The following is a 21,997-nucleotide window of genomic DNA, read 5'->3' as shown; positions in this document are numbered from 1 at the left end:
TCATCGCCGACCCGTTGGTCGGCAGCTTTTCCCGCCTTGGCTGCGTTCTGCGCGTTGGCGACCCTGAGTGCCGCTGTCGCGGTGGCTCAGCCTGCGCCCGCGAAATCCGCTGAGGCTGCGGCGCCCACCGTCCTGACCTACAAGTCCGCGCTCGAGGGCTATCAGCCCTTTGCCGACGAAAAGCCCATCCCCTGGAAAGAAGCCAACGAGACGGTCTACCGCCGCGGTGGCTGGCAGGCCTACGCCAAGGAGGCCTCAGGCTCCAGCGCAGCCGAGGCCGATTCGCCCAAGGGCGCAGCCGCTGCGCCGGCCGCGCAGCCAGGCCATTCGATGCCCATGCCTGCGAAGAAGGAGAAGCCATGAAGCGCGCCCTTCGTTTGACAGCCATTGCCGTCGCGACGGCTGTCCTCGCCGGATGCGCGTCCGTCAGCATCGACGACGCCCTGAGCGATACAAACACCAATGCCCAGCAGTTCACCGGTGGAAAACTCGAACTCAGCCGGACCCAGGAGCAGCGCGACCGCCGCGCCGCGCTGTCGCAGGAACTGCTCGCCAAGCCGCTGTCGCAGAGTGACGCGGTGCAGCTTGCGCTGGCCAACAGCCCGTCCGTCCAGGCCTTGATCGCCCAGAGCTGGGGCGACATCGCTGCGACCAACCAGAGCAGCAGGCTGCCGAACCCGATCCTCTCGTTCGCACGCACACGCCTGAACAGCGAGCTCGAGCTCGAACGCCTGCTGTCGTTCGGACTGGTGGACCTCATCCTGTTGCCGCAGCGTTTGTCGATCTCCAGGAGCCAAGCAGCCCAGGCCAAAGTCCAACTGACCGGCGCCGTGGTCGACCAGGTCACGCAGGTCAAACAGGCCTGGGTCCGTGCAGTCGCTGCACAGCAGTCGCTGAAGTATGCCGAGCAGGTCAACAAGTCGGCCCAGGCCAGTGCCGAACTTGCGCGCCGCATGCAGCTCATCGGGAATTTCTCCAAGCTGCAGCGTGCACGCCAGCAGGTTTTCTACGCCGACGCGACGACCCAACTCGCCTCGGCACAGCACGCCACCACCGCTGCGCGCGAAGAACTGGTTCGTGTGCTGGGATTGAACGATGAACAGGCGGCCAAGCTGGCTTTGCCCGAACGTTTGCCTGATCTGCCCAAGGCCCCTCGCGAGGCGAAGGAAGTCGCGGCGACCGCAACCGAACAGCGCCTGGATGTCCAACTCGCGCGTGCCCAACTGGATGTGGCGGGCAAGTCGCAAGGCATCAATCTGCTGTCGACCTTCATCGACGTCGAGGTGGGCGGTCGGCGCGACACGGTGTTCGACAACGCGGAAAACACAAAGAGCACCCGCCGCGGCTTCGAGCTCGACATGCGCCTGCCGCTGTTCGACTGGGGATCAGCGCAGCGCGACATGTTGAACGCGCAGTCGCTGGCCGCAGCCAACCGCTACGACGCGACCGTGCGCGGCGCCTCTTCGCAGCTGAGAGAAGGCTACTCGGCCTACCGCACGGCCTACGACATCGCGCGGCACTACCGCGACGAGATCGTCCCGCTGCGCCAAGCGATGGCCGACGAGAACGTCCTTCGCTACAACGGGATGCTGATCGGCGTTTTCGAGCTGTTGGCCGAGGCGCGCGACCAGATCGCCAGCGTGACCAACGCGATCAATGCCCAGCAGCAGTTCTGGCTGGCCGATGCCGCGCTGGCGGCGTCGGTGATGGGCAAGCCCACGTCCGCGGGGGCCTCGATGGCCAGCTCGGGCGGCGAAGGCGCTTCCGCGGGTGCGGCGCACTGAGCCCGCCCTCCGAGTTCTCCAACCGAATTGAACCACATGACAAACAGACGCAATTTCCTGAGCGGTGCGGGTGCCATCACGGGCGCCATCGCCGCGGCCAGCGTGAGCAAGGTGGCCATGGCAGCTTTGCCGGAGCCCGTGCTCCAGACCACACCCAACACCATGCCGCCGCTGATGCCCTCGAGCGGACGCCCCTACAACCCCGTGGTCACGCTCAACGGCTGGACGCTGCCCTGGCGCATGAACAACGGCGTGAAGGAATTCCACCTGGTGGCCGAGCCCGTGGTGCGCGAGATGGCGCCCGGCTTCAAGGCCAACCTGTGGGGCTACAACGGCCAGTCGCCCGGCCCGACCATCGAGGTGGTGGAAGGCGACCGCGTGCGCATCTTCGTGACCAACAAGCTGCCCGAGCACACCAGCATCCACTGGCACGGCCAGCGCCTGCCCAACGGCATGGACGGCGTTGTCGGGCTGAACCAGCCACCGATCAACCCAGGCAAGACCTTCGTCTACGAGTTCGTCGCGCGCCGTCCCGGCACCTTCATGTACCACCCGCATGCGGACGAGATGACGCAGATGGCCATGGGCATGATGGGCTTCTGGGTGACGCACCCCAAGGCCGAGCATCCGCTGATCGAGAAGGTCGACCGCGACTTCGTGTTCCTGCTCAACGCCTACGACGTGGAGCCCGGCAGTGCCACGCCCAAGATCATGACGATGCTGGACTTCAACCTGTGGTCCTGGAACAGCCGGATCTTTCCCGGCATCGATTCGCTCAACGTGCGGCTCAACGACAAGGTGCGCATCCGCATCGGCAACCTCACGATGACCAACCACCCGATGCACCTGCACGGGCACGAGTTCCTGGTCACGGGCACCGACGGCGGCCCGACGCCCAAGACATCGCGCCAGTACGAGGTGACCACCGACGTGGCTGTCGGCCAGATGCGCCAGATCGAGTTCCTGGCCGACGAGGAAGGCGACTGGGCCTTCCACTGCCACAAGAGCCATCACACGATGAACGCCATGGGCCACGACGTGCCGACCATGATCGGCCTGGACCACAAGGACGTGGCCAAGCAGATCACAAGCCTGGTGCCGGACTACATGGTCATGGGCGAGCGCGGCATGGCCGACATGGCCGAGATGGAAATGCCCATTCCCGACAACACCGCGCGAATGATGACGGGTGAAGGCCCGTTCGGTTCGGTCGAGATGGGCGGCATGTTCAGCATGGTCAAGGTCCGCAAAAACCAGAAGGCCGGCGATTACTCGAATCCCGGCTGGTTCAAGCATCCGAAGGGCACGGTCGCCTACGAATTCAATGGACCGCCGCCTGAGACCTCGCGCCAACGTGGTGCCGGCGCAGCCGCGATGCCTGCCCAGAACATGCCCGCCAAGAACATCGAAGTCCAGATTCGAAAGCCCGCCAGCGGCCACTCGGGCCATTAGTTTTCTCACCCTCCGTTTCAACCTCCAACTCTCAAAGGAAAACCCATGAAACACAACTTCCGCAACACGGCGCTCGCGGCACTGGTGGCCCTGGCCGCCGCCGGCGCTTCGGCATCCGGCACCCATGCCGGTGGTCACGGCCACGATGCCGACGAGGCGATCGGCAAGCCCGGCGTGGCCACCAAGGCGACACGCACGATCAACGTCGACATGACCGACAGCATGCGCTTCACGCCGGCGAACATCAGCGTCAAGCAAGGCGAGACCGTGCGCTTCGTCATCAAGAACTCCGGTCAACTCAAGCACGAGCTCGTGATCGGGACCGAGAAGGAGCTCAAGGAGCACTACGAAGTCATGAAGAAGAACCCGGAGATGGAGCACTCCGATCCGAACATGGTGACGCTGGCCGCGGGCAAGACCGGCGAGATCGTCTGGCAGTTCACCAAGGCCGGCAAGGTCGACTTCGCATGCCTGCAGCCCGGCCACTACGACGCCGGGATGAAGGGTGCCGTGAACGTGACCAAGACCGGAAAGTAAGCGAGGCGCTCCCGCCGCCGGCTTCCATCGGAACGCGGCGGGACTCCAAATTCATTCATATCTCAGGAGATCCTCATGACCAACACCCGCATCGCACTCTTGGCCTTCGTTGCCGCACTCTCGTTCACTGGCGCTGCCGGCGCGCAATCATCCAAATCCATGGCTGACATGCCGGGCATGTCCGAAAAGGCTCCAGCGGCCGGCGCCTCGGACGCGGCCGCTGCCTCGGACCTCACCGAAGGCGAGGTCCGCAAGGTGGACAAGGACAACAAGAAGCTCACGATCAAGCACGGCCCGCTCAAGAACCTCGACATGCCTGGCATGACGATGGTGTTCGGGGTCAAGGACGACGCCATGCTCGACAAGCTCGAGACGGGCGCCAAGGTCCGTTTCCAGGCGGAAAAGATCGACGGCAAGATCGTTGTCACGAAGATCGAATCGGCCCGCTGAGCGCGTAAAAAATCAACGGGCAGCGACCACCGAAGGATGGAGGAAAGAATGGCTTACTCGAGTGCTTCGCAAGTCGTTCGGAAGATCCTGGAGGGACCGGTCACCCGGCCGGCGTTGCGGCGCTGGCGACGCCAGCAGTTCTTTTCCGAGGCCGGGTTCGGCAGTTACTTCGGCGTCTTCGACAACTTTTCCGAAGCGCGGGATTGGCTGCCTGACAGTCCGGAATTCGACCACGCAGCTTTGGCGGAAGAGTACGTGAATGTCCGCACGAAGAAGGTGTTCGCATACGACTACCCCGTGATGTGGTGGCTCGAACGCGCGTTCAGAGGCGGTGCCACCAAGGTGCTCGACATCGGCGGCTCGGTGGGCGTGCACTTCTACGCGTATCGCCGCTATTTCGACATGCCTCGTGGCTTGTCCTGGCGCGTCGTCGAAGTGCCTGCTATTGCTTCCATCGGACGGGAAATGGCCAGCAGTGCCGGGGCCGGTGCACTGAGCTTCGTCGACGGCCTGGCGCAGGCGCTGAACGGAAACGACATCTGGATCGCTGCAGGCTCCCTGCACTATCTGGAGAACGCGCGTCCTGGCGACCTGCTGCAACGGTGCGAGATGCGGCCGCGGCATGTCTTGCTGAACAAGCTCCCACTCTACGACGGCGAGGACTACGTCACGACGCAGAACGCCGGCGCTGGCTGCTTTGCGCCGATGCACGTCTACAACCGCCAACGCTTCATCACGGAAATCGAAGCGCTGGGCTACACCCTTCGCGACCAATGGCAGGTTCCCGAGCGTTCACTCTACCTGCCGGGATTTCCCGCGCGATGCTTCCCGACATTCAGTGGCCTTTACTTTGCCATTTGAGCAGCGCCAAGCAGGGCGTCGACAGGCCTTGGCCAGTCCCGGAAGGTCGGGATCTACGTTGCCTGCCGTCGACACGGGGAAGTCGAGGCATCGCACCATCGTGATGGCGCATTCTGTTGCGAACAGGATTCTCGTTGTGGCGATTTCCGCCGGCCTGACGGGCTGCGCCGATTTCTACCGGCAGCATCGCGATTTTCAGGACGGCTGGCGCACGGGCGAGATTGTCGAAATTGGCCGCGCCAACGAGATCCAGCGCGGCGGGCGCACGGACTGCAGGAAGACGGCCAGCGCCGATGAACTTGCAGTACGGCGCTTCGCCATCCTGGTCGATCGTTCCACGGGGCGGCGACATGCACACATCGTGATGCTGGATCCTGCGACATCTGTCGCGCTAGGCGACGTCGTCTGGACCAACGTCGTCAGGTGCGACACACCCGTTCGCGTGCTGTCGCATGCACGAGCGTCTGGTGGCTGACGCGGCCTCCACACGACCTCCAACCGTCTTTGCAGCCAGCCCATCACAAACCTGAGCACCTCATGAAATTGTTTGCGTCCCTTCTTCTCTTCACCCTCGGTGGACTCGCTTCAGGTTTTTCGTTCGCGGCCGATCCTGCCGCACCGGCGTCGATCGACAGGGTCTCCGCCAAATCGAAACCCGACATTGCAAACGGCGAAGTCGTTTTCAATGGAAAGTCGTGCGCCGCGTGCCACAGCGCGGACGGAAATTCGGCCATCCCCGCCAATCCCAAGCTGGCTCAGCAGCATCCCGAGTACTTGGTCAAGCAGCTGCAGGAGTTCAAATCCGGCAAACGCAAGAGTCCGGTCATGAGCGGCATGGCCGCGATGCTGTCTGAGCAGGAAATGCGCGACGTCGCCTGGTTCCTGGGTTCCAAGCCTATCAAGCCAGGGTTCGCGAAAGACGGGGACCTGGTGACACTGGGCGAGAGGATTTATCGCGGTGGCATCGGGGATCGCAATGTGCCGGCCTGCGCGGGCTGTCACAGTCCCAACGGTGCTGGCATCCCGATCCAGTACCCGAGATTGGGCGGGCAGCACGCCGAATACATCGCCGCGCAGCTGACTGCGTTTCGCGATGGGGCGCGACTCAACAGCGTGCCCATGAGCGGCGTTGCAGCCAGGCTCAACGATCGCGAGATCAAGGCCGTGTCCGACTACATCGCGGGGCTGCATTGAACGACGCCATGCACCCAGAGTTGCTCTCGCCTTAGGAGGTAGGCATGTACGTGACGGGGCGTTGGGTCCCAACCAATGTTGTAGGCACGATGTTCATCGCCTGGCTCGTTGGCGTGGTCGTCTTCGTGGCCGTCATCGTGTGGCAACGCCGGAAGCATCGGAAGAGAAACCCCGCGGGCGACAAACACCAGGGCTCAGCTCGCCTGAGTGGTTCGAGGAAAGCCAAGCGCCGTCGACGGGGCGCTCGATGACCGCCGCATCCTGGTAGAGCGAGCGTCTGACAGACATCGCGTCCATCACCGGCCAGTCTGAGAGGCCCGACGGCGTCCTTGTCTGTATGCATTCAGACCCCTTGCGTCTGTCTCGAAGAGACAAGTCACGAGGACGCTGACCAACTGTTCCTGCGAGTCGCTTTGTCCGGCCTCTTGAAAAGGCAAGCTCCATGTTCGTTCAGCCGATTGACTACTTTCTCGTTGTCTGGTTTGTACTGGCTGCTTTGTCGACGGCCTACGTTGCATGGGACCAGTTGCGCCATAACCCCGAGCCGCTGGTGATGAAGTGGGGGTTCATCCTCGTCACCCTGTACCTGGGGCCTTTGGGCCTTCTGCTGTACGTGATGGCAGACAAGGAGCCAGCTCCCGGAGAGCACGAAGAATTCGTCAAACCGCTGTGGAAGCAAGGCGTAGGCTCGACGATCCACTGCGTTGCAGGCGATGCGACCGGGATCATCCTGGCCGCCGTCGTAACCGCCGTGCTGGGTCTTCCGATGTGGGTCGACCTGATCGTCGAGTACGTCGCAGGCTTCGCGTTCGGCCTCTTCGTCTTTCAGTCCCTCTTCATGAAGAACATGATGGGCGGCACGTATCTGGAGAACGTCAAGAAGTCCTTCATGCCGGAGTTCATCAGCATGAACGCGATGATGGCGGGCATGGCACCGGTGATGGCGCTGCTGATGATGGGCCGGGACATGCGCGCCATGGATCCGACCGAACTCGTCTTCTGGGGCGTGATGTCCCTGGGCGTGGCCGTCGGATTTGCAGTGACCTACCCGGTGAACGTCTGGATGGTGTCGCGCAAGATGAAGCACGGATTGATGACCGAACGTCAGCTCAAGAAGGCAACCGGCGGCCGATCGGACATGCCCGCAGAAGGCGATCATGGGATCGCCGCAGTGGCTACGGAGGGGCACGGCACGCCAACCAACACGGGGCACGGTCATGGTGCTCACGCGGGCCATGAAGAAGGCGCAGAAGGCTCGTTCCCGGAAAAGGCGCCAACTGACGCTCCAGCCGGCAACGCGCACGGCACGCGGCCCGGCCAGGATGGACATGGTGGCCGCAATGGCCACAGCATGCGCCCCAATGTGACGCGGCCCCAGCTGGCTGCGGTGACCATGACGACCACGCTCATGCTGCTCGCCGGCATGACGATGCCCGCGATGTTCGTGAACATGTGCTTGTCGAACCGGGATGTGCGCGGCGCCATCATGCCCCCGTCGATGATCATGGGGTGGGACACACCGGGCGACGCGATGCGCGACATGTCGGCCATCCACCCGCGTCTGGTCACACAGGCTGCCGCAGCGCAGGCCCGTGGCGACGTGGACCTGGTCCCGACGCTGGACAACGGGGTCAAGGTCTTCAATCTCGAGACCAGCGTCATCCGTTGGAACATTCTCCCGGATGTGACGGTCGAAGGCTATGCGTTCAATGCGACGATTCCGGGCCCGAGGATTCGGGTCACGGAAGGTGATCGCGTGCGCATCAAGGTGACCAATCGCTTGCCCGAAAGCACCACGGTGCACTGGCACGGCCTGATCTTGCCGAACGAAATGGACGGCCCCGCCAAGATCACGCAGAAGCCGATCCAGCCCGGCGGCTCGTACACCTACGAGTTCACGACCGAGCAGGCTGGGACTTTTTTCTATCACACACACGATCATGTCGATCGTCAGCAGGCCTTCGGTCTGTACGGTGCGCTAATCATCGATCCCAAGAGCCCGCAGGAGGCCCCCAAGGCCGATCATGAGTACGTGTTGCAGTTGCAGGAGTGGCTCAAGCGCGAAGGCCTGACCTATCCCGCCATGCTGATGGAAGGCGGTCTTCCCAACTACTTCACCATCAACGGCAAGGCATTTCCCGCAACCGACACGGTGAAGATGAAGGTCGGCGAGACGATCAAACTCAGGTTCGTGGGTAGCAACAACAACTTCGTGCACCCCATGCACGTTCACGGCGGCCCGTTCACTGTCGTCGCAAGGGACGGGTACGTCCTGCCAGAGGCGGCGCGCTTCCAGGCCGACACCGTCAATGTCGGCCCCGGTCAGCGCTACGACGTGATATGGAAGGCCTTGCGGCCCGGAAAATGGCTGGTCCACTGCCACATCCCGCACCACACGACCAACAACAACGTCGAGCAGGACGGAGGCGGCGGCCTGATGATGGTCCTCGAGGTGGAAGCCTGAATGCAAGGGGCCACACGGTTGGAGGATCTGGCGCAAGTCGCTTGACCTTCACACGATGTCAAGCCTGACACTGGGATCAATTTCAACCAAGGAGTCTCTCATGCAAGAGTTCGTCATCCAGTCGATGTCCTGCGGTGGCTGCGCGAGCCGGATCGCTCAGGCCGTGAAGAATCTGGACGCCACGGCGAAGATCGAAGTCGACCTGCCGACCAAAACGTTGCGCGTCGACAGCGCCGAGGACCGTGAGTCTGTGACCGCGGCCCTGACGGAAGCCGGCTACCCGCCGAAGTGATCCGCCCGCACGGGACAGCGGCCTCAATCGGCTGGTGGTCTCATGCTGGCCTGTGCGGACTGAATGCACTGCCGTGTGGGGTGCATCCAGCCAATTTTTCGTTGGAGAACTCGAATGAACCCTACGCCTTCCAACCCGCATGAACACCACCAGGGGCATCACGGGGCGCACCCGCCCGCCTCCGGAGAACCTTCGCCTGAGACCGATGCGATTCTGAAGGATCCCGTTTGCGGGATGACGGTGACCACGCGGTCCGCGCACGTCTTGCAGCACGAAGGCAGGCCGGTCTATTTCTGCAGTGCGGGGTGCAAAGCCAAGTTTGAGGCCAACCCAGACAAGTACGCAAAGCGCGGCGCGCAGTCGGCGGCGCCGCTCGTGCTTGCACCCGCGCAGCCGGCTCAACCCGATCCTCCAGGCACGATCTACACCTGCCCCATGCATCCGGAGATCCGACAGGATCACCCAGGCAACTGCCCCAAGTGCGGCATGTCGCTGGAGCCCGAGATGCCGACGCTCGACGAGGGGGAAGATCCCGAACTGAAGGACTTCAAGCGGCGCTTTTTCTGGACGTTGCCGCTCACCGTCGTCGTCACCGTGCTCGCCATGGCCGGCCACCGCCTGCAGTGGTTCGAGATGGGCACGCAGAGCTGGATCGAACTCGTGCTCGCCGTGCCGATCGTGCTGTGGGCCGGGTGGCCGTTCTTCGAGCGCGCGGTGCAATCCGTGGCGAACCGCAGCCCGAACATGTGGACCCTGATCGGTCTGGGCACAGCCGCCGCGTTCATCTACAGCGTGGTCGCCACAGTAGCGCCGCACGTATTTCCCGCCTCGTTCGTTTCGATGGGGCGCGTGGCGGTGTATTTCGAAGCGGCCGCGGTGATCATTTCTTTGACCTTGCTGGGGCAGATCCTCGAGCTCAAGGCACGTTCGCAAACCTCCGCAGCCATCAAATCTCTGCTGGGTCTCGCGCCCAAGACGGCACGCCGGATCGGCGCCGACGGCACGGAGGAAGACGTCCCCATCGGCCATGTGCACGTCGGAGACAAGCTGCGCGTCAGGCCGGGAGAAAAAGTGCCCGTGGACGGCGTGGTGATCGAAGGCAGCAGCGCCGTCGACGAGTCCATGCTGACAGGTGAGCCATTGCCCGTGACCAAGCGAGTCGGCGACAAGCTCATCGGTGCGACGTTGAACACCAACGGCGCCCTGGTGATGCAGTCGGAAAAGGTCGGCTCGCAGACCGTTCTGGCGAGCATCGTCCAAATGGTCGCGCAGGCTCAACGCTCCAGAGCGCCGATGCAACGCATGGCCGATCACGTCGCCGGCTACTTCGTCATGACCGTCATCGGCATCGCGGTGCTGACATTCTTCGCTTGGGGATTCTTCGGACCGCAGCCGAGCTGGGTCTACGGCCTCATCAATGCCGTGGCGGTGCTCATCATTGCATGTCCCTGTGCGCTCGGCCTCGCGACGCCGATGTCGATCATGGTCGCCACGGGCAAGGCGGCCACGCAGGGCGTGCTGTTCCGCGATGCCGCGGCGATCGAGAACTTCCGCAAGGTCGATGCGCTCATCGTCGACAAGACCGGCACCCTCACGGAAGGCCGGCCGCAGTTCGAGCGGGCCGTGCCCGCGCCAGGCTTCACCGAAGATGAGGTGCTGCGCCTTGCGGCCAGCCTGGACCAGGGAAGCGAACACCCGCTGGCCGATGCCATCGTGCGGGCGGCGCGCGAGCGCAACCTGGCGCTGGACACGCCCGACGGTTTCGAATCCAGCAGCGGCATCGGCGTGAGCGGCGGCGTGGGCGGCAGGAAGCTGGCGCTCGGCAACACGGCGCTCATGGAACAGCTGCGCGTGCGGGTCGACGACCTGAAGCCGCAGGCAGAGGCGATGCGAGCCGAGGGCGCGAGTGTCATGTTCCTGGCGGTGGACGGCCAGCCGGCCGGCCTGCTTGCAGTATCGGACCCGATCAAGGCCACCACCATGGAGGCGCTGGCCGCACTCAAGGCCTCGGGCATGCGGGTCATCATGGCCACAGGCGACGGGCTGACCACGGCCCGGGCCGTCGCTGCGAAGCTGGGCATTGACGAGGTGCACGGAGAAGTCAAGCCCGCGGACAAGCTCGCGCTGGTGGACAAGCTGCAGCGCGAGGGCCGCGTCGTCGCGATGGCAGGTGACGGCATCAACGACGCCCCCGCGCTTGCCAAGGCCGGCGTCGGCGTGGCGATGGGCACCGGCACCGATGTCGCCATGAACAGCGCCCAGGTGACACTGGTCAAGGGCGATCTGCGAGGCATCGCGCAGGCGCGCGTCATCTCCGAGCAGACCATCGCCAACATGAAGCAGAACCTTGGTTTCGCTTTTCTCTACAACGCCCTTGGCGTGCCGCTGGCCGCAGGCGTACTGTTCCCGTTCACGGGATGGCTGCTGTCGCCAATGATCGCGGCGCTGGCGATGAGCCTGAGTTCGGCCTCGGTCATCACCAACGCCTTGCGCTTGCGTGGAGCCAAGAGCGATGTTCATGCGTCCCACGTCGGCGAAAGATCGACCTAGGGGCCTGCGGCCCGGGCGGCTTCGCTGCGCGCGAAGGAGTTCCCATGAAGAGACCCAAGCCACTCGAGCTGCACTTGCTGGAGATCTACGAGGAGGCCCTGCGACAGCGAAACTGGGCGGTTGCCGAGCACTTGCTGTGCGCCATCGAGGCCTGCGCCCCTGCCGATGCACCGATCAGCGAGACAGTGGCCAAGGCCTACGGGGTCCTGGCCGCCGAGGCGCAAAAGCCTCGTTGCTGCGGGACGAGAACGAAGCGTCACTGAGGCTTGGCGGTCAAGCTTTGGCGCGGGGTTTGAGAAGATTTGCGAGGGCCTTCTGGTCTTCGGCCAGTTGCATGCGCATGAGCTGAAGCACTCGCGAGGCGAGGCCGGACAGCGGCTGTCCCGGGGGCAGTACCAGCACCCCCGCGAAGGAGACTTCCAGAGACAGTGGACGGATGACCAGTCCACGTTGGGCGTACTCCATGGCGGTGACCGGATTGACAAAGCCGATGCCCATGCCGCTCAGGGCCATTTCGCACACGCTTGCTGCGTAGGGGGTTTCGACCAGCACGCTCAAACCGACGTTGCACTCCGCCAATGCCCGCTCCAGGCGCCGCCTGGACGCGTCCTCGGGGTTGAGCGCGAGGAACGGCTCTTCCGCGAGCTGATGCGGCTGGATCGTCCTGGCCTTGGTCAGCCGGTGTTTCGCATGCATCACCACCACGCCCGGGAAGCGCGCAAATTCGGAATGCTCCAGGCCGGTCGTCGGCATCTCGTCGGCCATCAATCCGAAGTCGACCTGGCGCCCCAGCACGGCTTCGTGCACCTCCCGCGAACTGAGCACCTGCAGCGAGATCTGGGGCCGGGCATCGGCATCGCGGCGCTCGGACACGAGCCGCGACAGCACGCGGGGGACGAAGGTCAGGCCGAAGGCCGGGTAGACCGCCATGCGCAGCGTGTTGACGCCGAAGCGCTTGAGGCTGCGCATCCGGTGTTCGATGCTGCTCAGACCCACGAAGACACGCTCGACCTCGACCAGCAGGGCTTGCGCTTCGGGCGTGGGCTGCAGGCGGCCTCGCAGCCGGCGAAACAACGGGAATCCGGCCGCTTCCTCGAGCCTGCGCAGCGACTGGCTGATGGCGGGCTGCGTGACGCCCAGCAGCGCGGCGGCCTTGCTCGCAGACCCCACGGACATCACGGAACGGAACACCTCAATTTCTCGGAGCAACATATAACAACCGTTTATGGACAAAGAATTTCGAGCGCGATTCAGATTATCCCCGTCGTCCTAAAGTTGGCGTCTTCAGCCACCTTCCGGAGAAGCGACATGAAACTTCAAACAGTTCTTGCAGTGACCGCCCTGGCATGTGCAGCACCTGCGTGGGCACACGATTTTTCCGGCGACATCGCCAAGTTCCAAGCCATCGCCGCCACCAAGAAGCCGGACAGCCAGCAAGCGCTCGCCGCGAAGCTCGCGCTGGAGCGCGCGCAGGGCGAGATGGAGCAGTCGGACGTGAAGATGGTGCTGCGTATCCGCTCGATGACCAACGCGGGCCTGCGCGCCATCGGTGAACAACCGGCCTTTCTCACCAGCGAGTACAAGCGCCTCGAAGCGGCACTGGCCAACCCCAAGACCAACGACCCGGCCAAGATCGCTGCGGCCAAGGAAACCTTCGCCCGCCTGACGGTGGAGATGAAGGTCTACACCGACCTCGAGAACATGGCCGTCGACCAGATGAAGCAAGCGTTGCAGCTCATCGAATCCGCACCCGCCAATTGATCGCACTTCCAACGAACAACGCCGTCTTCCATCGTGAACTCTCCCATCCCCAATCTCGACACCTCTCCTCGGGGCGCATTCGCCAGCCTGGTCCCGCCGGTGTGGCGTGCCTCCACCGTCGTCTTCGATTCACTCGACGATTTCGTCAACCGCCGCACCCGCCTGCCCGATGGCTTCAGCTATGGCACGACCGGCACGCCGACGCAGCGCGCCCTGGAGACGCGCATCGCCGAACTGGACGGCGCTGCGCACTGTGTCGTCTTCCCTTCTGGACAAGCAGCCATCTGCAGTGCGCTGCTCGCACTGCTAAAGAAGGGTGATCACCTGCTGATGACCGACGCCGCCTACGGCCTGGCCAAGTCCTTCGCCGTCGAGCGGCTGCAGGCGCTCGGCATCGAGGTCGAGTTCTATCCGCCGCGCATTGGCGCGGAGATCGAACGGCTCGTGCGTCCCAACACGCGCCTCATCTGGCTGGAGTCTCCCGGCACGGTGACGATGGAAGTGGAAGACGTGCCGGCGATCACCGCCTTGGCGCGCACACGCGGTGTACTTACGGCCATCGACAACACCTGGGCCAGCCCACTGGGCTTCGCGGCCTTGGCACATGGGGTCGACCTGTGCATTCACGCCTGCACCAAGTACATGGGTGGCCATTCGGATGTGTTGATGGGCAGCATCGCGACCAATGACGAAGGCCTGTACAAGTCCTTGCGCGGCCTGCAGTCGCAGATGGGACTGGCCGTGAGCCCGGAGGACTGCTTCCTGGTCGCCCGAGGTCTCGACACGATGCAGGTGCGCATGGAGCGCCAGGCCACCAGCGCACAGTTGATCGCCGAGCGACTCGCGACGCACCGCCTGGTGCGCCGGATGCTCTTTCCCGCGCTGCCCGGCGCGCCGGACCATGCACTCTGGGCGCGTGACTTCAAGCAGTCCGGCTGCGTAATGTCGCTGCAGCTCGTGGACGGCCCCTACGACGCCTACCGGGCACTGTTCGGGCATCTGAAGCTGTTCTCGATCGGCGCGAGCTGGGGCGGCGTGCGCAGCATCGCGGCGTTCTACCCCGCGGAAGAACTCGCAAAACGCAATTTCTGCGACGTCCAAGGCCCGGTCATTCGCCTGTCGATCGGCCTGGATGACCCCCAGGCGCTGCTTGACGAGTTGCTGGGCGCCTTGAGCGCCTGCGAAACGAGTTTCAACCTCTGATCCACGCTACTGGAGCCCGCGATGACCCTCAAGTCAACCATTCACTCTGCCTTGATTCGTCCCTTCCTTGCCGTCGCCGGCCTCGCGCTGTGCGCCGGCGTTGCCGCGCAGACCGCATCGCCGCTGGACGGCACGCTCAAGAAGATCAAGGACACCGGGGCGATCACCGTGGCCACGCGCGGCGCCTCGATCCCGTTCAACTACCTGGACGACCACAACAAGCAGGCCGGTTTCGCCTGGGAAATCTCGCAGCGCGTGGTCGCCCAGGTGAAGAAGGACCTGCAGCTCGCCCGGCTGGAGGTCAAGACCCTGGAAGTCACGCCGCAGACGCGCATTCCGCTGGTGGCCAACCAGACCGTCGACCTGGAGTGCAGCTCGACGACGAACAACGCAGAGCGGCAGAACCAGGTGTCGTTCTCGACGACCTTCTTCGTCGTGGGCGCGCGGCTGCTGGTGCGCAAGAACTCCGGCATCAAGCACTGGTCCGACCTGGTCGGCAAGAACGTCGTGGTCAGTGCGGGCACCACCGCGGAGCGCATGCTGCGGCAGCTCAACGAGAAGAACAAGTGGGGCATCAACATCATCCTGGCCAAGGACATCAACGAGAACTTCCTGACCGTGGAGACGGGGCGCGCGGTGGCCGCGACACAGGACGACATCATTCTCTTCAGCAACATCGCCCGCGCCAGGAATCCGGCGGACTGGGAGGTGGTCGGTGTACCGCAGCAGAAGGAGGCCTATGGCTGCATGCTGCGCAAGGGAGACGTTGCCTTCAAGAAGCTGGTCGACGGCGTGATCACCGGAATGATGCGCTCCGGCGAGTTTGCCGCGCTGTACGAGAAGTACTTCCTCAAGCCCATCGCGGTGAAGGGCAGCGTGACGGTCAACTTCCCAATGTCGCCCGACATGCAGGAGCTCCTGCGTCATCCAAACGATCAGCCACTGTAAGCCGCTGGCGCCTCACATTTGACGATCGTCCTCACAAACCATCCAAGCACTCTTCACGATGCACTACAGCTGGGATTGGCTGATCTTCTTCAAACCCTCGGTCACAGGCGAGGGCCTGTACGGCATGATGCTGCTGCGCGGACTATTGTGGACGGTGGCGCTGTCTTTGCTGGCCTGGACACTGGCACTGGGCATTGGTCTGATCGCCGGGGTCGCCAGGACGTTGCCCAACCGCGCTGTACGGTACCTGTCGACGGTGTACATCCACTGTTTTCGCAACACGCCGTTGCTTGTGCAGCTGTTTCTCTGGTACTTCGTGGTGCCGGAGCTGTTGCCACTCGAATGGGGCAATGCGCTCAAGCAGATGAACCCGACGGCGAACCAATTCCTGACCGTGCTGGTCGGTCTCACCCTGTACACGGCGGCGAAGGCGGCCGAGCAGGTGCGCGCGGGCATCGAATCGGTGCCGCGCAGCCAGAAGCAGGCGGCCATGGCACTCGGGTTAGGAACCACGGCGGCTTACCGGCACGTGGTCCTGCCGCAGGCCCTGCGCATCGTCATCCCGCCGCTGACCTCGGACTTCTTGAATGTCTTCAAGAACTCGGCCGTCGCGCTCACGATCGGGCTCATGGAGCTCACCGGGCAGACCCGCCAGCTCAGTGAGTTCAGCGCCCATCCGTTCGAGGCCTTCATTGCGGCGACGTTCATCTACATGGCGATCACCTACGGCGTGATTGTGCTCATGCGCCGCATCGAACGTCGGGTTCGGGTGCCTGGATTGCTGGGAGCCGCGTGATGGGCTACGACTTCGATTGGGTCTCCCTCCAGCGCGCCTGGCCCTATCTGCTGCAGGGCCTGCAGATGACCGCCTTTCTGGTCGCCGCCTCCATGGCCGCCGGGATCGGCCTTGGAACGCTGCTGGCGATCACCCGCATCTTCGCGCCCCGGCCGGTGGCAGCTCTCGTGGCGGGGTATGTGAACCTGTTTCGCTCGATCCCGCTGATCCTCACGATCCTGTGGATCTATTTCCTGATGCCGGTGGTGCTGCGCAGCGTGACCGGGGACCCCAACCTCAGCGTCGGGCCGATCTATGCCGCGCTCGTGGCGTTCGTGCTCGCGGAATCCGCCTACTACTGCGAGATCATCCGCGCCGGCATCGGCAGCGTGCGCGCAGGCCAGATGCAGGCAGCCCAGTCCCTGGGAATGTCGCCATGGCAGGCCATGCGACACGTGATCCTGCCACAGGCGTTTCGCAACATGACGCCCTCGCTCATCAACCAGACCATCGCCTTGCTCAAGGACACCTCTCTGGTCTACGTGATCAGCCTGAACGACTTCCTGGGCGCCGCCAGCAAGGTGGGACAACGCGACGGCCGCGTGGTCGAGGTCTACATCCTGGTCGCCGTCGTCTACCTGGTGCTGTGCACGGCGGGCGCCTGGTGGGTCACCTGGCTGCAGCGGCGCAAGGCCGCAGCGGCGATCTGAATGAACGCAATGATCGAAATCAACGACGTTTCCAAGTGGTACGGCCAGTTCGCGGTGCTCACGGATTGCAGCACCCATGTTCGTGAGGGCGAGGTGGTCGTGGTCTGCGGACCTTCCGGCTCTGGCAAGTCCACGCTCATCAAGACGGTCAACGCACTTGCGCCCATTCAACGCGGCAGCATCACGGTCAATGGCATCCAGGTCTGCGATCCAAAGACCGATCTACCGAAGTTGCGCTCCCGCGTCGGCATGGTGTTCCAGCACTTCGAGCTCTTCCCGCACCTGAGCGTGATGGAGAACCTCGTACTGGCGCAAGTTCAGGTGCTCAAACGCTCGCGTGCCGAAGCAGTCGAACGCGGGCTGCGCATGCTCGATCGTGTGGGCTTGTCGACTCACAAGGACAAGTTCCCGGGCCAGCTCTCCGGTGGCCAGCAACAGCGCGTCGCGATCGCGCGGGCGCTGTCGATGGACCCGATCGTCATGCTGTTCGACGAGCCGACCTCGGCGCTCGACCCGGAGATGGTGGGTGAGGTGCTCGACGTCATGGTGAAGCTCGCACGCGAAGGCATGACGATGATGGTGGTGACCCACGAGATGGGGTTTGCCAGGCAGGTCAGCGACCGGGTGATCTTCATGGACCAGGGGCGCATCGTTGAGGACTGCTCGAGCGATGAGTTCTTCGGGCGTCCCGAGAGCCGGGCACCGCGCGCACAGGACTTCCTCTCCAAGATCCTCGCGCACTGACGGTCGAAAAATCGTCGAGCCCATTTCAGACAAGCCCAACTACCCCCAAGGAATCACATGAAATCGATCAAGACATTGCTGCTCGCCAGCACCGTGGCGTTCTCGGGCCTGGCCCTTGCACACGGCGACGAGGATCACAACGCATCGAGCGGACCGGTACGCAAGGAACAAAAGAGCTGGGGCATCGCGGGCGATGCGAGCGCGGCCAAGCGAACGCTGGAATTCAAGATGAGCGACAGCATGCGCTTCACACCTGATCGCATCCAGGTCAAGCAAGGCGAGACCGTCCGGCTGTCCATTCGCAATGAAGGACAGGTCATGCACGAGTTCGTGATCGGCGCGAAGAAGGAACTCGACGAACATGCCGCGCTCATGATGAAGTTCCCAGGCATGGAGCATTGCGAACCCTACATGGCGCATGTCGCGCCTGGCCAGACCGGCGAGATCGTCTGGACCTTCAACCGTGCGGGTGAATTTGATTTCGCCTGTCTCATCGCAGGACACTACCAAGCCGGCATGGTCGGCAAGGTCAAGGTCGCAGCCGCCACAGGATCTTGAGGGGCGGCGCCGGAGGACACGCCGTCGCGAGAAACCCTCACTACCGTGGATAACTGGGTTTCAGGGTGACGTAGTTTTCAACGATCCACGCGGTGACCTTGGTTCTTCCTTGAACATTCGACGGCAATTTTTCATGCACGATCCATTCGATGATGAGCCGCGTTGCCTTTGACAGGTCGACCTTCTCCGGCCCGACAAACGAGTTGAGGTAGGCAAGGACTTCGTAACCTTCCTTGCGGCTCAACCGATCCGCATCTGTCTTGACTTGGGTCGGATCGTCTCCGGGAACGGCCGTCCAGCTGTAGTCCGTGTAGTGCAAATCGGCTTTTGTAAGTTGGGGCATGCTGTTCCTCGAAGGTTGGTTTGCAGGGGGGTGAGACTGCACGTTGCGCTGTTGCGTGCGAGCGTGAGTGCTGCACTGGGGAAAATGGAGGCGGCAGGATCAGTACCGCTGTCTCACATGGCCGACGACGTGAACACTAGGTGGTGACTCGCGGCATCGCGCCGCCAACTGGTCGGGTTGCCATTGCCGAGCACGCCGACGGATGCTTTGTCGTAGCAATCGTCGCCGAAACTGAACGCGGCACCTGAGTACACGGGATCGCCTTTGAGTAGGATGCACAGGTTCTTGTATTGATCCTGCTTCCCTTTCTTGAAGCCGCCAGCCTTGAACAGGCGCCAGAATCCGTCGCTGGCATAGCGGATGGCCACCGACGGATTCATCATGGTGGGGTCGATGTCAGGCGCTGGAGCTGGGTTGCTTACGGTGTAGTCGCTGAAGAGAACTTTCGCGTAAGCAGGCTTGGCAACCAATGCCTTCCACGCTTTCCATTCAACGCGCTCGATGTCGTGGAGCCCTTGCTTGCGGCCCACGAGGTTCAGTGGAAAGGAGCCGCCGGCGAGCGTGGTGCTGCTGCATCCGGCCGCGAGCGCCTCGTCAAGATAATGCCGCGCGGCAGCGGCGCACGCTGCCGGGTCGACGCCCACGATCGAAAACTGATCCACGAGCACATGAAGCCGCGATTTGGCGATTCCCGCGCCGACCACGACCTTCACGAAATCCTTGACCTGGTCGGAGGTCACGCCGTGTGTCTGGATCCGGAGCACGAAGACCTCGAAGGCCTTGGCGAGGTCCGGCAGGTCTGCCGGACGCGCAACCATCGCCTCCGTGATGACCGGGATGATCTGACGACCGGTCAGCGCCGTGAGCCGCTTGCAGATCGAGGTGAGCACCTGGGTCTGTTTTGCGTAGGTAGGCATGAAGTACCGAATGTCGATCGCGATTGGCGTGCCCTCCGGAATCGATTTGGCCATTTGCCCCCCGATCTTGGTGATGTAAGGCACCAGCATTTCGGAGAGCGTCCCCTTCTTGGGGTCGATGGGGAGGATTTCGATCAGCGGGACCATTCCATCCCACTGGGCACCAGTGAGCTTGCTCAAGGCGATCCGTTCCCCCTGCTTCCATTTCAGGATGGGCAGGTATTTCCATATCGCAGGCATTGGTCCCTCCAGACTCGTTGTGTCTAGAGGGTACGTCACGATTACTTACACTGGATTACGGGATTTCCCAGGCATGCACCATGCCGCGGTTTCGGTGCGCGGGGCGTGTGCCGCATGTTGCCGGGGCACGCCGCCACGGCTTATGCCAAGCAGTTCAGCGCGAAGGCAACGGCATCCGAGGGGCCATCCGGCGCGAGCGAAGTCGACGGCAAGAAGCCCAACTGCCGTTCACGAAGAAAACCGGTGACAGCATCACGCAGCGTACGCATGCTGAGTTCCCGCGCGAGCATCTCTTGCAACTCGAACTTCGTGGCCCGCTTGGGAGGCAACTCGCCCCTATGCGACGCCAGCGCTTTGATGCATTCGGCGCGCCACAACAGCATGGCCATGCTCAGACGCTCCTGTACTGGATTGACCTTCGGCTTGCGCAGCACGTGCAGCGAGAGCGTACCGTCCGTACGACGCGCGGCTGACCAGACGCCCCACCATACAGGCATCAAGGCCAGACTGGCCTCGGAATAGACCGGACCCGTGACCAGCGTCACCCGGTCGAAGACGCGGTTGTAGGCATGAATCTGGTTGTGCAGGCGCGCGAACGAATCGAGATCACTCTTCAGCTCGAAAGCACTGAGCTGTGTGTCCACCAGCGCGAGGTCTACTCGTGCATCCCCACCTTCGATCCCGAACTCTTCGAAGAGCCTTCCCCCCGACTTGGTGGCGTCCGCGAGCAGTCGCGAACGCACTGCTTGGCGCAACTCGCGCTCGGTGATGGAGGGGGTGCTCATTTTATGCATTATATAATGCAGTTATGCCAAGAACAGCAAAGCCCACCACCTTGGAAGCTGTCCGGGCCCGAGAAGCACTCAGGCTGTACCTGAAGCGGCACAGTATCTCTGTGAATGCACTTTCTCAGGCTGCAGGTGTAGGCCAGCCTACAGTGAGCCGATTTTTGAGTGGGCGGACGAAGTCCGTAACGGCAGCCATTCGGCCGCTGTTGGATTATGCAAATATTGATTTCGAAAATGGCATAACCGAGATAGGCGGTGTGCTCGATAATCCTCGTGTGCGAGACGCGCTCGAGCGTGTCTGGGACGGGCGACCGGAGACGGCCGACTTGCTCGCCCGATTGATCGAGGCGTTAGGCCCCGTCCTGAAGAACGCGCCATCGACGGCAACCAGGAACATGCAGTGACCCATCCGGATGCCAAGACCATCTACCAAGCCGTGTCGGCGATCGGCCTGACGCGCGCGCAAGTGCGTCGGCTTCTGCCTGACTGGTGGGATCCTGCACTGGAGAAGGAGCGCGGCGGCGCGGCGGAGTTGGCGATGCACATCAGCAGGCGGCTGAGCGTCGAGCTTCAGCCGCTGCTGCTGGGGCAGATCGTTCCCAAGGGCGCCATGGCCAGCGTTGCCTATAAGCACTCGGTCAACATCGAGGCGTCTTCACTGTCGGCCGCCAGCTTCATTGCGTCATCTCTCGCACAGGCAGTGCTGGCCGCCTTGCCGATCCCGTACGTTCCGCTGCCCCAAAATCCAAGTGAGTTGCGCGCACTGGCCATGCGCGGTCGCGCTGGTCAGTTCGGTTTCAGTGCCCTTCTGGACCTGTGCTGGGCCCACGGAATCCCGGTCATTCCCTTGCCACACCTGCCTGTGGGCGTGCGCAAGATGGATGGAGCCGCGCTGCAGCTGGGCGGACGTCCGGCCATCGTGATCGCGAAGAAGAAGTCGTCGCGGGCCTGGCTGAGCTTCATCCTGGCGCATGAAATCGGACACATCGCACTGGGGCATCTGCGCCCCGGATCTTCCATCATCGATGTATCGCTTCAGGAGACGAGCACGTATGCAACCGAGCTGTCGACAGACGGCCAGGAAGCAGAAGCGGACAGCTTCGCGCTCCAGACGTTGGGCGGCGACGAGGTGACGGCGCATGTGACCAAGTGGCCAGCGCTGGCCGCGCCCGTGGATATCGCGGTACTGGCCCGCGGCGCTGCTGGCGCTGTGGGTATCGAGGCTGGACACTTCGTTCTGAGATATGCCTTTCTCACGAAGCGTTGGCCCACCGCGTTGACGGCGCTGAACTTCCTCAGTGAAGACCTGGATCCAGAGGGGGCGCTGCTGCAGCAACTGCGCTCGCACCTGGATCTCAGCCGCGTCGCCGACGACCTGCAAGACCTCGTGTCGCAGATCACCGGCTGGGATGGAGCGAACTGAGGC

General features: G+C 63.2%; 25 protein-coding genes. 21 read left to right on the top strand and 4 right to left on the bottom strand.

Going from position 1 to position 21,997, the window contains the following annotated elements; genetic code table 11:
* The first annotated feature begins 36 nt into the window (after positions 1-36).
* The 12 genes from D3H34_RS15680 to D3H34_RS15625 all read left to right on the top strand — a co-directional run bounded on the left by D3H34_RS15680 (position 37) and on the right by D3H34_RS15625 (position 11,847).
* Positions 37-363, top strand: a complete 327-nt coding sequence (locus D3H34_RS15680; protein WP_286185779.1) for a hypothetical protein — start codon at positions 37-39, stop codon at positions 361-363.
* Positions 360-1,784, top strand: coding sequence for a TolC family protein (locus D3H34_RS15675; RefSeq protein WP_119554516.1), 1,425 nt, complete (start codon positions 360-362; stop codon positions 1,782-1,784). Before D3H34_RS15680 ends, D3H34_RS15675 begins: the two co-directional genes overlap by 4 nt.
* Positions 1,785-1,820: 36 nt before the next feature.
* Positions 1,821-3,236 carry a multicopper oxidase family protein gene (locus D3H34_RS15670; RefSeq protein ID WP_119554514.1) on the top strand — a complete coding sequence of 472 codons (1,416 nt, stop codon included), beginning with the start codon at positions 1,821-1,823 and terminating at the stop codon, positions 3,234-3,236.
* Between the two features lie 45 nt (positions 3,237-3,281).
* A complete protein-coding gene (locus D3H34_RS15665) occupies positions 3,282-3,773 on the top strand; it encodes a cupredoxin domain-containing protein (RefSeq protein WP_119554512.1) in 492 nt (163 codons plus the stop codon).
* Between the two features lie 75 nt (positions 3,774-3,848).
* Entirely contained in the window at positions 3,849-4,223 is a 375-nt protein-coding gene (locus D3H34_RS15660; protein ID WP_205736731.1) for a copper-binding protein, read from the top strand.
* 48 nt (positions 4,224-4,271) lie between these two features.
* A complete protein-coding gene (locus tag D3H34_RS15655) occupies positions 4,272-5,084 on the top strand; it encodes a methyltransferase, TIGR04325 family (protein WP_167481218.1) in 813 nt (270 codons plus the stop codon).
* Positions 5,085-5,142: 58 nt separating this feature from the next.
* Positions 5,143-5,559 (top strand): hypothetical protein, encoded by a 417-nt coding sequence (locus tag D3H34_RS15650; protein ID WP_119554508.1) that lies wholly within the window; start codon positions 5,143-5,145, stop codon positions 5,557-5,559.
* Between the two features lie 62 nt (positions 5,560-5,621).
* The gene (locus D3H34_RS15645) at positions 5,622-6,278 is read left to right on the top strand and encodes a c-type cytochrome (protein ID WP_119554506.1); all 657 of its coding nucleotides are present in this window, start codon (positions 5,622-5,624) and stop codon (positions 6,276-6,278) included.
* A 442-nt stretch (positions 6,279-6,720) separates the two neighbouring features.
* Positions 6,721-8,742, top strand: a complete 2,022-nt coding sequence (locus tag D3H34_RS15640; RefSeq protein ID WP_119554504.1) for a multicopper oxidase domain-containing protein — start codon at positions 6,721-6,723, stop codon at positions 8,740-8,742.
* Positions 8,743-8,842: 100 nt separating this feature from the next.
* The gene (locus D3H34_RS15635; protein WP_119554502.1) at positions 8,843-9,034 is read left to right on the top strand and encodes a heavy-metal-associated domain-containing protein; all 192 of its coding nucleotides are present in this window, start codon (positions 8,843-8,845) and stop codon (positions 9,032-9,034) included.
* Between the two features lie 114 nt (positions 9,035-9,148).
* Positions 9,149-11,584 (top strand): heavy metal translocating P-type ATPase, encoded by a 2,436-nt coding sequence (locus tag D3H34_RS15630; protein ID WP_119554500.1) that lies wholly within the window; start codon positions 9,149-9,151, stop codon positions 11,582-11,584.
* A 44-nt stretch (positions 11,585-11,628) separates the two neighbouring features.
* Positions 11,629-11,847, top strand: coding sequence for a globin family protein (locus D3H34_RS15625; protein WP_119554498.1), 219 nt, complete (start codon positions 11,629-11,631; stop codon positions 11,845-11,847).
* Positions 11,848-11,857: 10 nt separating this feature from the next.
* Here D3H34_RS15625 and D3H34_RS15620 read toward each other — a convergent pair whose 3' ends face one another.
* Positions 11,858-12,796 (bottom strand): LysR substrate-binding domain-containing protein, encoded by a 939-nt coding sequence (locus D3H34_RS15620; protein WP_119554496.1) that lies wholly within the window; start codon positions 12,794-12,796, stop codon positions 11,858-11,860.
* A 96-nt stretch (positions 12,797-12,892) separates the two neighbouring features.
* Here D3H34_RS15620 and D3H34_RS15615 point away from each other — a divergent pair, with 96 nt between their 5' ends.
* Genes D3H34_RS15615 through D3H34_RS15585 form a run of 7 tightly spaced genes read left to right on the top strand, consistent with a single transcriptional unit; the run spans position 12,893 to position 18,283 of the window.
* Positions 12,893-13,345: a hypothetical protein gene (locus tag D3H34_RS15615; RefSeq protein WP_147400449.1), complete on the top strand. Its 453-nt coding sequence runs from the start codon at positions 12,893-12,895 to the stop codon at positions 13,343-13,345.
* 33 nt (positions 13,346-13,378) lie between these two features.
* A complete protein-coding gene (locus tag D3H34_RS15610) occupies positions 13,379-14,548 on the top strand; it encodes a trans-sulfuration enzyme family protein (protein WP_119554492.1) in 1,170 nt (389 codons plus the stop codon).
* Between the two features lie 21 nt (positions 14,549-14,569).
* The gene (locus D3H34_RS15605) at positions 14,570-15,496 is read left to right on the top strand and encodes a transporter substrate-binding domain-containing protein (RefSeq protein WP_119554490.1); all 927 of its coding nucleotides are present in this window, start codon (positions 14,570-14,572) and stop codon (positions 15,494-15,496) included.
* 58 nt (positions 15,497-15,554) lie between these two features.
* Entirely contained in the window at positions 15,555-16,292 is a 738-nt protein-coding gene (locus D3H34_RS15600) for an amino acid ABC transporter permease (protein WP_119554488.1), read from the top strand.
* On the top strand, positions 16,292-16,981 hold the full coding sequence (locus D3H34_RS15595) for an amino acid ABC transporter permease (RefSeq protein ID WP_119554486.1): 690 nt from the start codon (positions 16,292-16,294) through the stop codon (positions 16,979-16,981). Before D3H34_RS15600 ends, D3H34_RS15595 begins: the two co-directional genes overlap by 1 nt.
* A gap of 9 nt (positions 16,982-16,990) precedes the next feature.
* Complete coding sequence (locus tag D3H34_RS15590) at positions 16,991-17,725, top strand: amino acid ABC transporter ATP-binding protein (RefSeq protein WP_119554484.1); 735 nt, start codon at positions 16,991-16,993, stop codon at positions 17,723-17,725.
* Between the two features lie 57 nt (positions 17,726-17,782).
* Complete coding sequence (locus D3H34_RS15585) at positions 17,783-18,283, top strand: cupredoxin domain-containing protein (RefSeq protein ID WP_119554482.1); 501 nt, start codon at positions 17,783-17,785, stop codon at positions 18,281-18,283.
* 40 nt (positions 18,284-18,323) lie between these two features.
* Here the strand turns inward: D3H34_RS15585 and D3H34_RS15580 are convergent, their stop codons facing one another.
* The 3 genes from D3H34_RS15580 to D3H34_RS15570 form a co-directional block, all read right to left on the bottom strand.
* A complete protein-coding gene (locus tag D3H34_RS15580) occupies positions 18,324-18,626 on the bottom strand; it encodes a hypothetical protein (RefSeq protein WP_119554480.1) in 303 nt (100 codons plus the stop codon).
* Between the two features lie 113 nt (positions 18,627-18,739).
* Positions 18,740-19,783, bottom strand: coding sequence for a beta family protein (locus tag D3H34_RS15575; protein ID WP_119554477.1), 1,044 nt, complete (start codon positions 19,781-19,783; stop codon positions 18,740-18,742).
* A 140-nt stretch (positions 19,784-19,923) separates the two neighbouring features.
* The gene (locus D3H34_RS15570) at positions 19,924-20,568 is read right to left on the bottom strand and encodes a sce7726 family protein (protein ID WP_119554475.1); all 645 of its coding nucleotides are present in this window, start codon (positions 20,566-20,568) and stop codon (positions 19,924-19,926) included.
* A 23-nt stretch (positions 20,569-20,591) separates the two neighbouring features.
* Here D3H34_RS15570 and D3H34_RS34995 point away from each other — a divergent pair, with 23 nt between their 5' ends.
* Together D3H34_RS34995 and D3H34_RS15565 are read left to right on the top strand one after the other, a co-directional pair.
* Positions 20,592-20,975 carry a helix-turn-helix domain-containing protein gene (locus tag D3H34_RS34995; RefSeq protein WP_434057694.1) on the top strand — a complete coding sequence of 128 codons (384 nt, stop codon included), beginning with the start codon at positions 20,592-20,594 and terminating at the stop codon, positions 20,973-20,975.
* A complete protein-coding gene (locus D3H34_RS15565) occupies positions 20,972-21,994 on the top strand; it encodes a M48 family metalloprotease (protein ID WP_119554473.1) in 1,023 nt (340 codons plus the stop codon). The genes D3H34_RS34995 and D3H34_RS15565 overlap by 4 nt, the downstream gene beginning before the upstream one ends.
* The last annotated feature ends 3 nt before the right edge of the window (positions 21,995-21,997 follow it).

This window comes from Acidovorax cavernicola (assembly GCF_003581445.1).
The sequence above is the reverse complement of the archived record's forward strand: the minus strand, read 5'-3'. Positions and strand labels throughout refer to the sequence as shown.

What these genes read in the sequence shown, in the direction of transcription:
- D3H34_RS34995 (WP_434057694.1), top strand. Translation starts at nt 20,592, where the DNA reads ATGCCAAGAACAGCAAAGCCCACCACCTTGGAAGCTGTCCGGGCCCGA.
- D3H34_RS15605 (WP_119554490.1), top strand. Translation starts at nt 14,570, where the DNA reads ATGACCCTCAAGTCAACCATTCACTCTGCCTTGATTCGTCCCTTCCTT.
- D3H34_RS15630 (WP_119554500.1), top strand. Translation starts at nt 9,149, where the DNA reads ATGAACCCTACGCCTTCCAACCCGCATGAACACCACCAGGGGCATCAC.
- D3H34_RS15595 (WP_119554486.1), top strand. Translation starts at nt 16,292, where the DNA reads ATGGGCTACGACTTCGATTGGGTCTCCCTCCAGCGCGCCTGGCCCTAT.
- D3H34_RS15580 (WP_119554480.1), bottom strand. Translation starts at nt 18,626, where the DNA reads ATGCCCCAACTTACAAAAGCCGATTTGCACTACACGGACTACAGCTGG.
- D3H34_RS15620 (WP_119554496.1), bottom strand. Translation starts at nt 12,796, where the DNA reads ATGTTGCTCCGAGAAATTGAGGTGTTCCGTTCCGTGATGTCCGTGGGG.
- D3H34_RS15640 (WP_119554504.1), top strand. Translation starts at nt 6,721, where the DNA reads ATGTTCGTTCAGCCGATTGACTACTTTCTCGTTGTCTGGTTTGTACTG.
- D3H34_RS15575 (WP_119554477.1), bottom strand. Translation starts at nt 19,783, where the DNA reads ATGCCTGCGATATGGAAATACCTGCCCATCCTGAAATGGAAGCAGGGG.
- D3H34_RS15590 (WP_119554484.1), top strand. Translation starts at nt 16,991, where the DNA reads ATGATCGAAATCAACGACGTTTCCAAGTGGTACGGCCAGTTCGCGGTG.
- D3H34_RS15675 (WP_119554516.1), top strand. Translation starts at nt 360, where the DNA reads ATGAAGCGCGCCCTTCGTTTGACAGCCATTGCCGTCGCGACGGCTGTC.
- D3H34_RS15635 (WP_119554502.1), top strand. Translation starts at nt 8,843, where the DNA reads ATGCAAGAGTTCGTCATCCAGTCGATGTCCTGCGGTGGCTGCGCGAGC.
- D3H34_RS15615 (WP_147400449.1), top strand. Translation starts at nt 12,893, where the DNA reads ATGAAACTTCAAACAGTTCTTGCAGTGACCGCCCTGGCATGTGCAGCA.
- D3H34_RS15585 (WP_119554482.1), top strand. Translation starts at nt 17,783, where the DNA reads ATGAAATCGATCAAGACATTGCTGCTCGCCAGCACCGTGGCGTTCTCG.
- D3H34_RS15655 (WP_167481218.1), top strand. Translation starts at nt 4,272, where the DNA reads ATGGCTTACTCGAGTGCTTCGCAAGTCGTTCGGAAGATCCTGGAGGGA.
- D3H34_RS15670 (WP_119554514.1), top strand. Translation starts at nt 1,821, where the DNA reads ATGACAAACAGACGCAATTTCCTGAGCGGTGCGGGTGCCATCACGGGC.
- D3H34_RS15665 (WP_119554512.1), top strand. Translation starts at nt 3,282, where the DNA reads ATGAAACACAACTTCCGCAACACGGCGCTCGCGGCACTGGTGGCCCTG.
- D3H34_RS15600 (WP_119554488.1), top strand. Translation starts at nt 15,555, where the DNA reads ATGCACTACAGCTGGGATTGGCTGATCTTCTTCAAACCCTCGGTCACA.
- D3H34_RS15645 (WP_119554506.1), top strand. Translation starts at nt 5,622, where the DNA reads ATGAAATTGTTTGCGTCCCTTCTTCTCTTCACCCTCGGTGGACTCGCT.
- D3H34_RS15660 (WP_205736731.1), top strand. Translation starts at nt 3,849, where the DNA reads ATGACCAACACCCGCATCGCACTCTTGGCCTTCGTTGCCGCACTCTCG.
- D3H34_RS15625 (WP_119554498.1), top strand. Translation starts at nt 11,629, where the DNA reads ATGAAGAGACCCAAGCCACTCGAGCTGCACTTGCTGGAGATCTACGAG.
- D3H34_RS15570 (WP_119554475.1), bottom strand. Translation starts at nt 20,568, where the DNA reads ATGAGCACCCCCTCCATCACCGAGCGCGAGTTGCGCCAAGCAGTGCGT.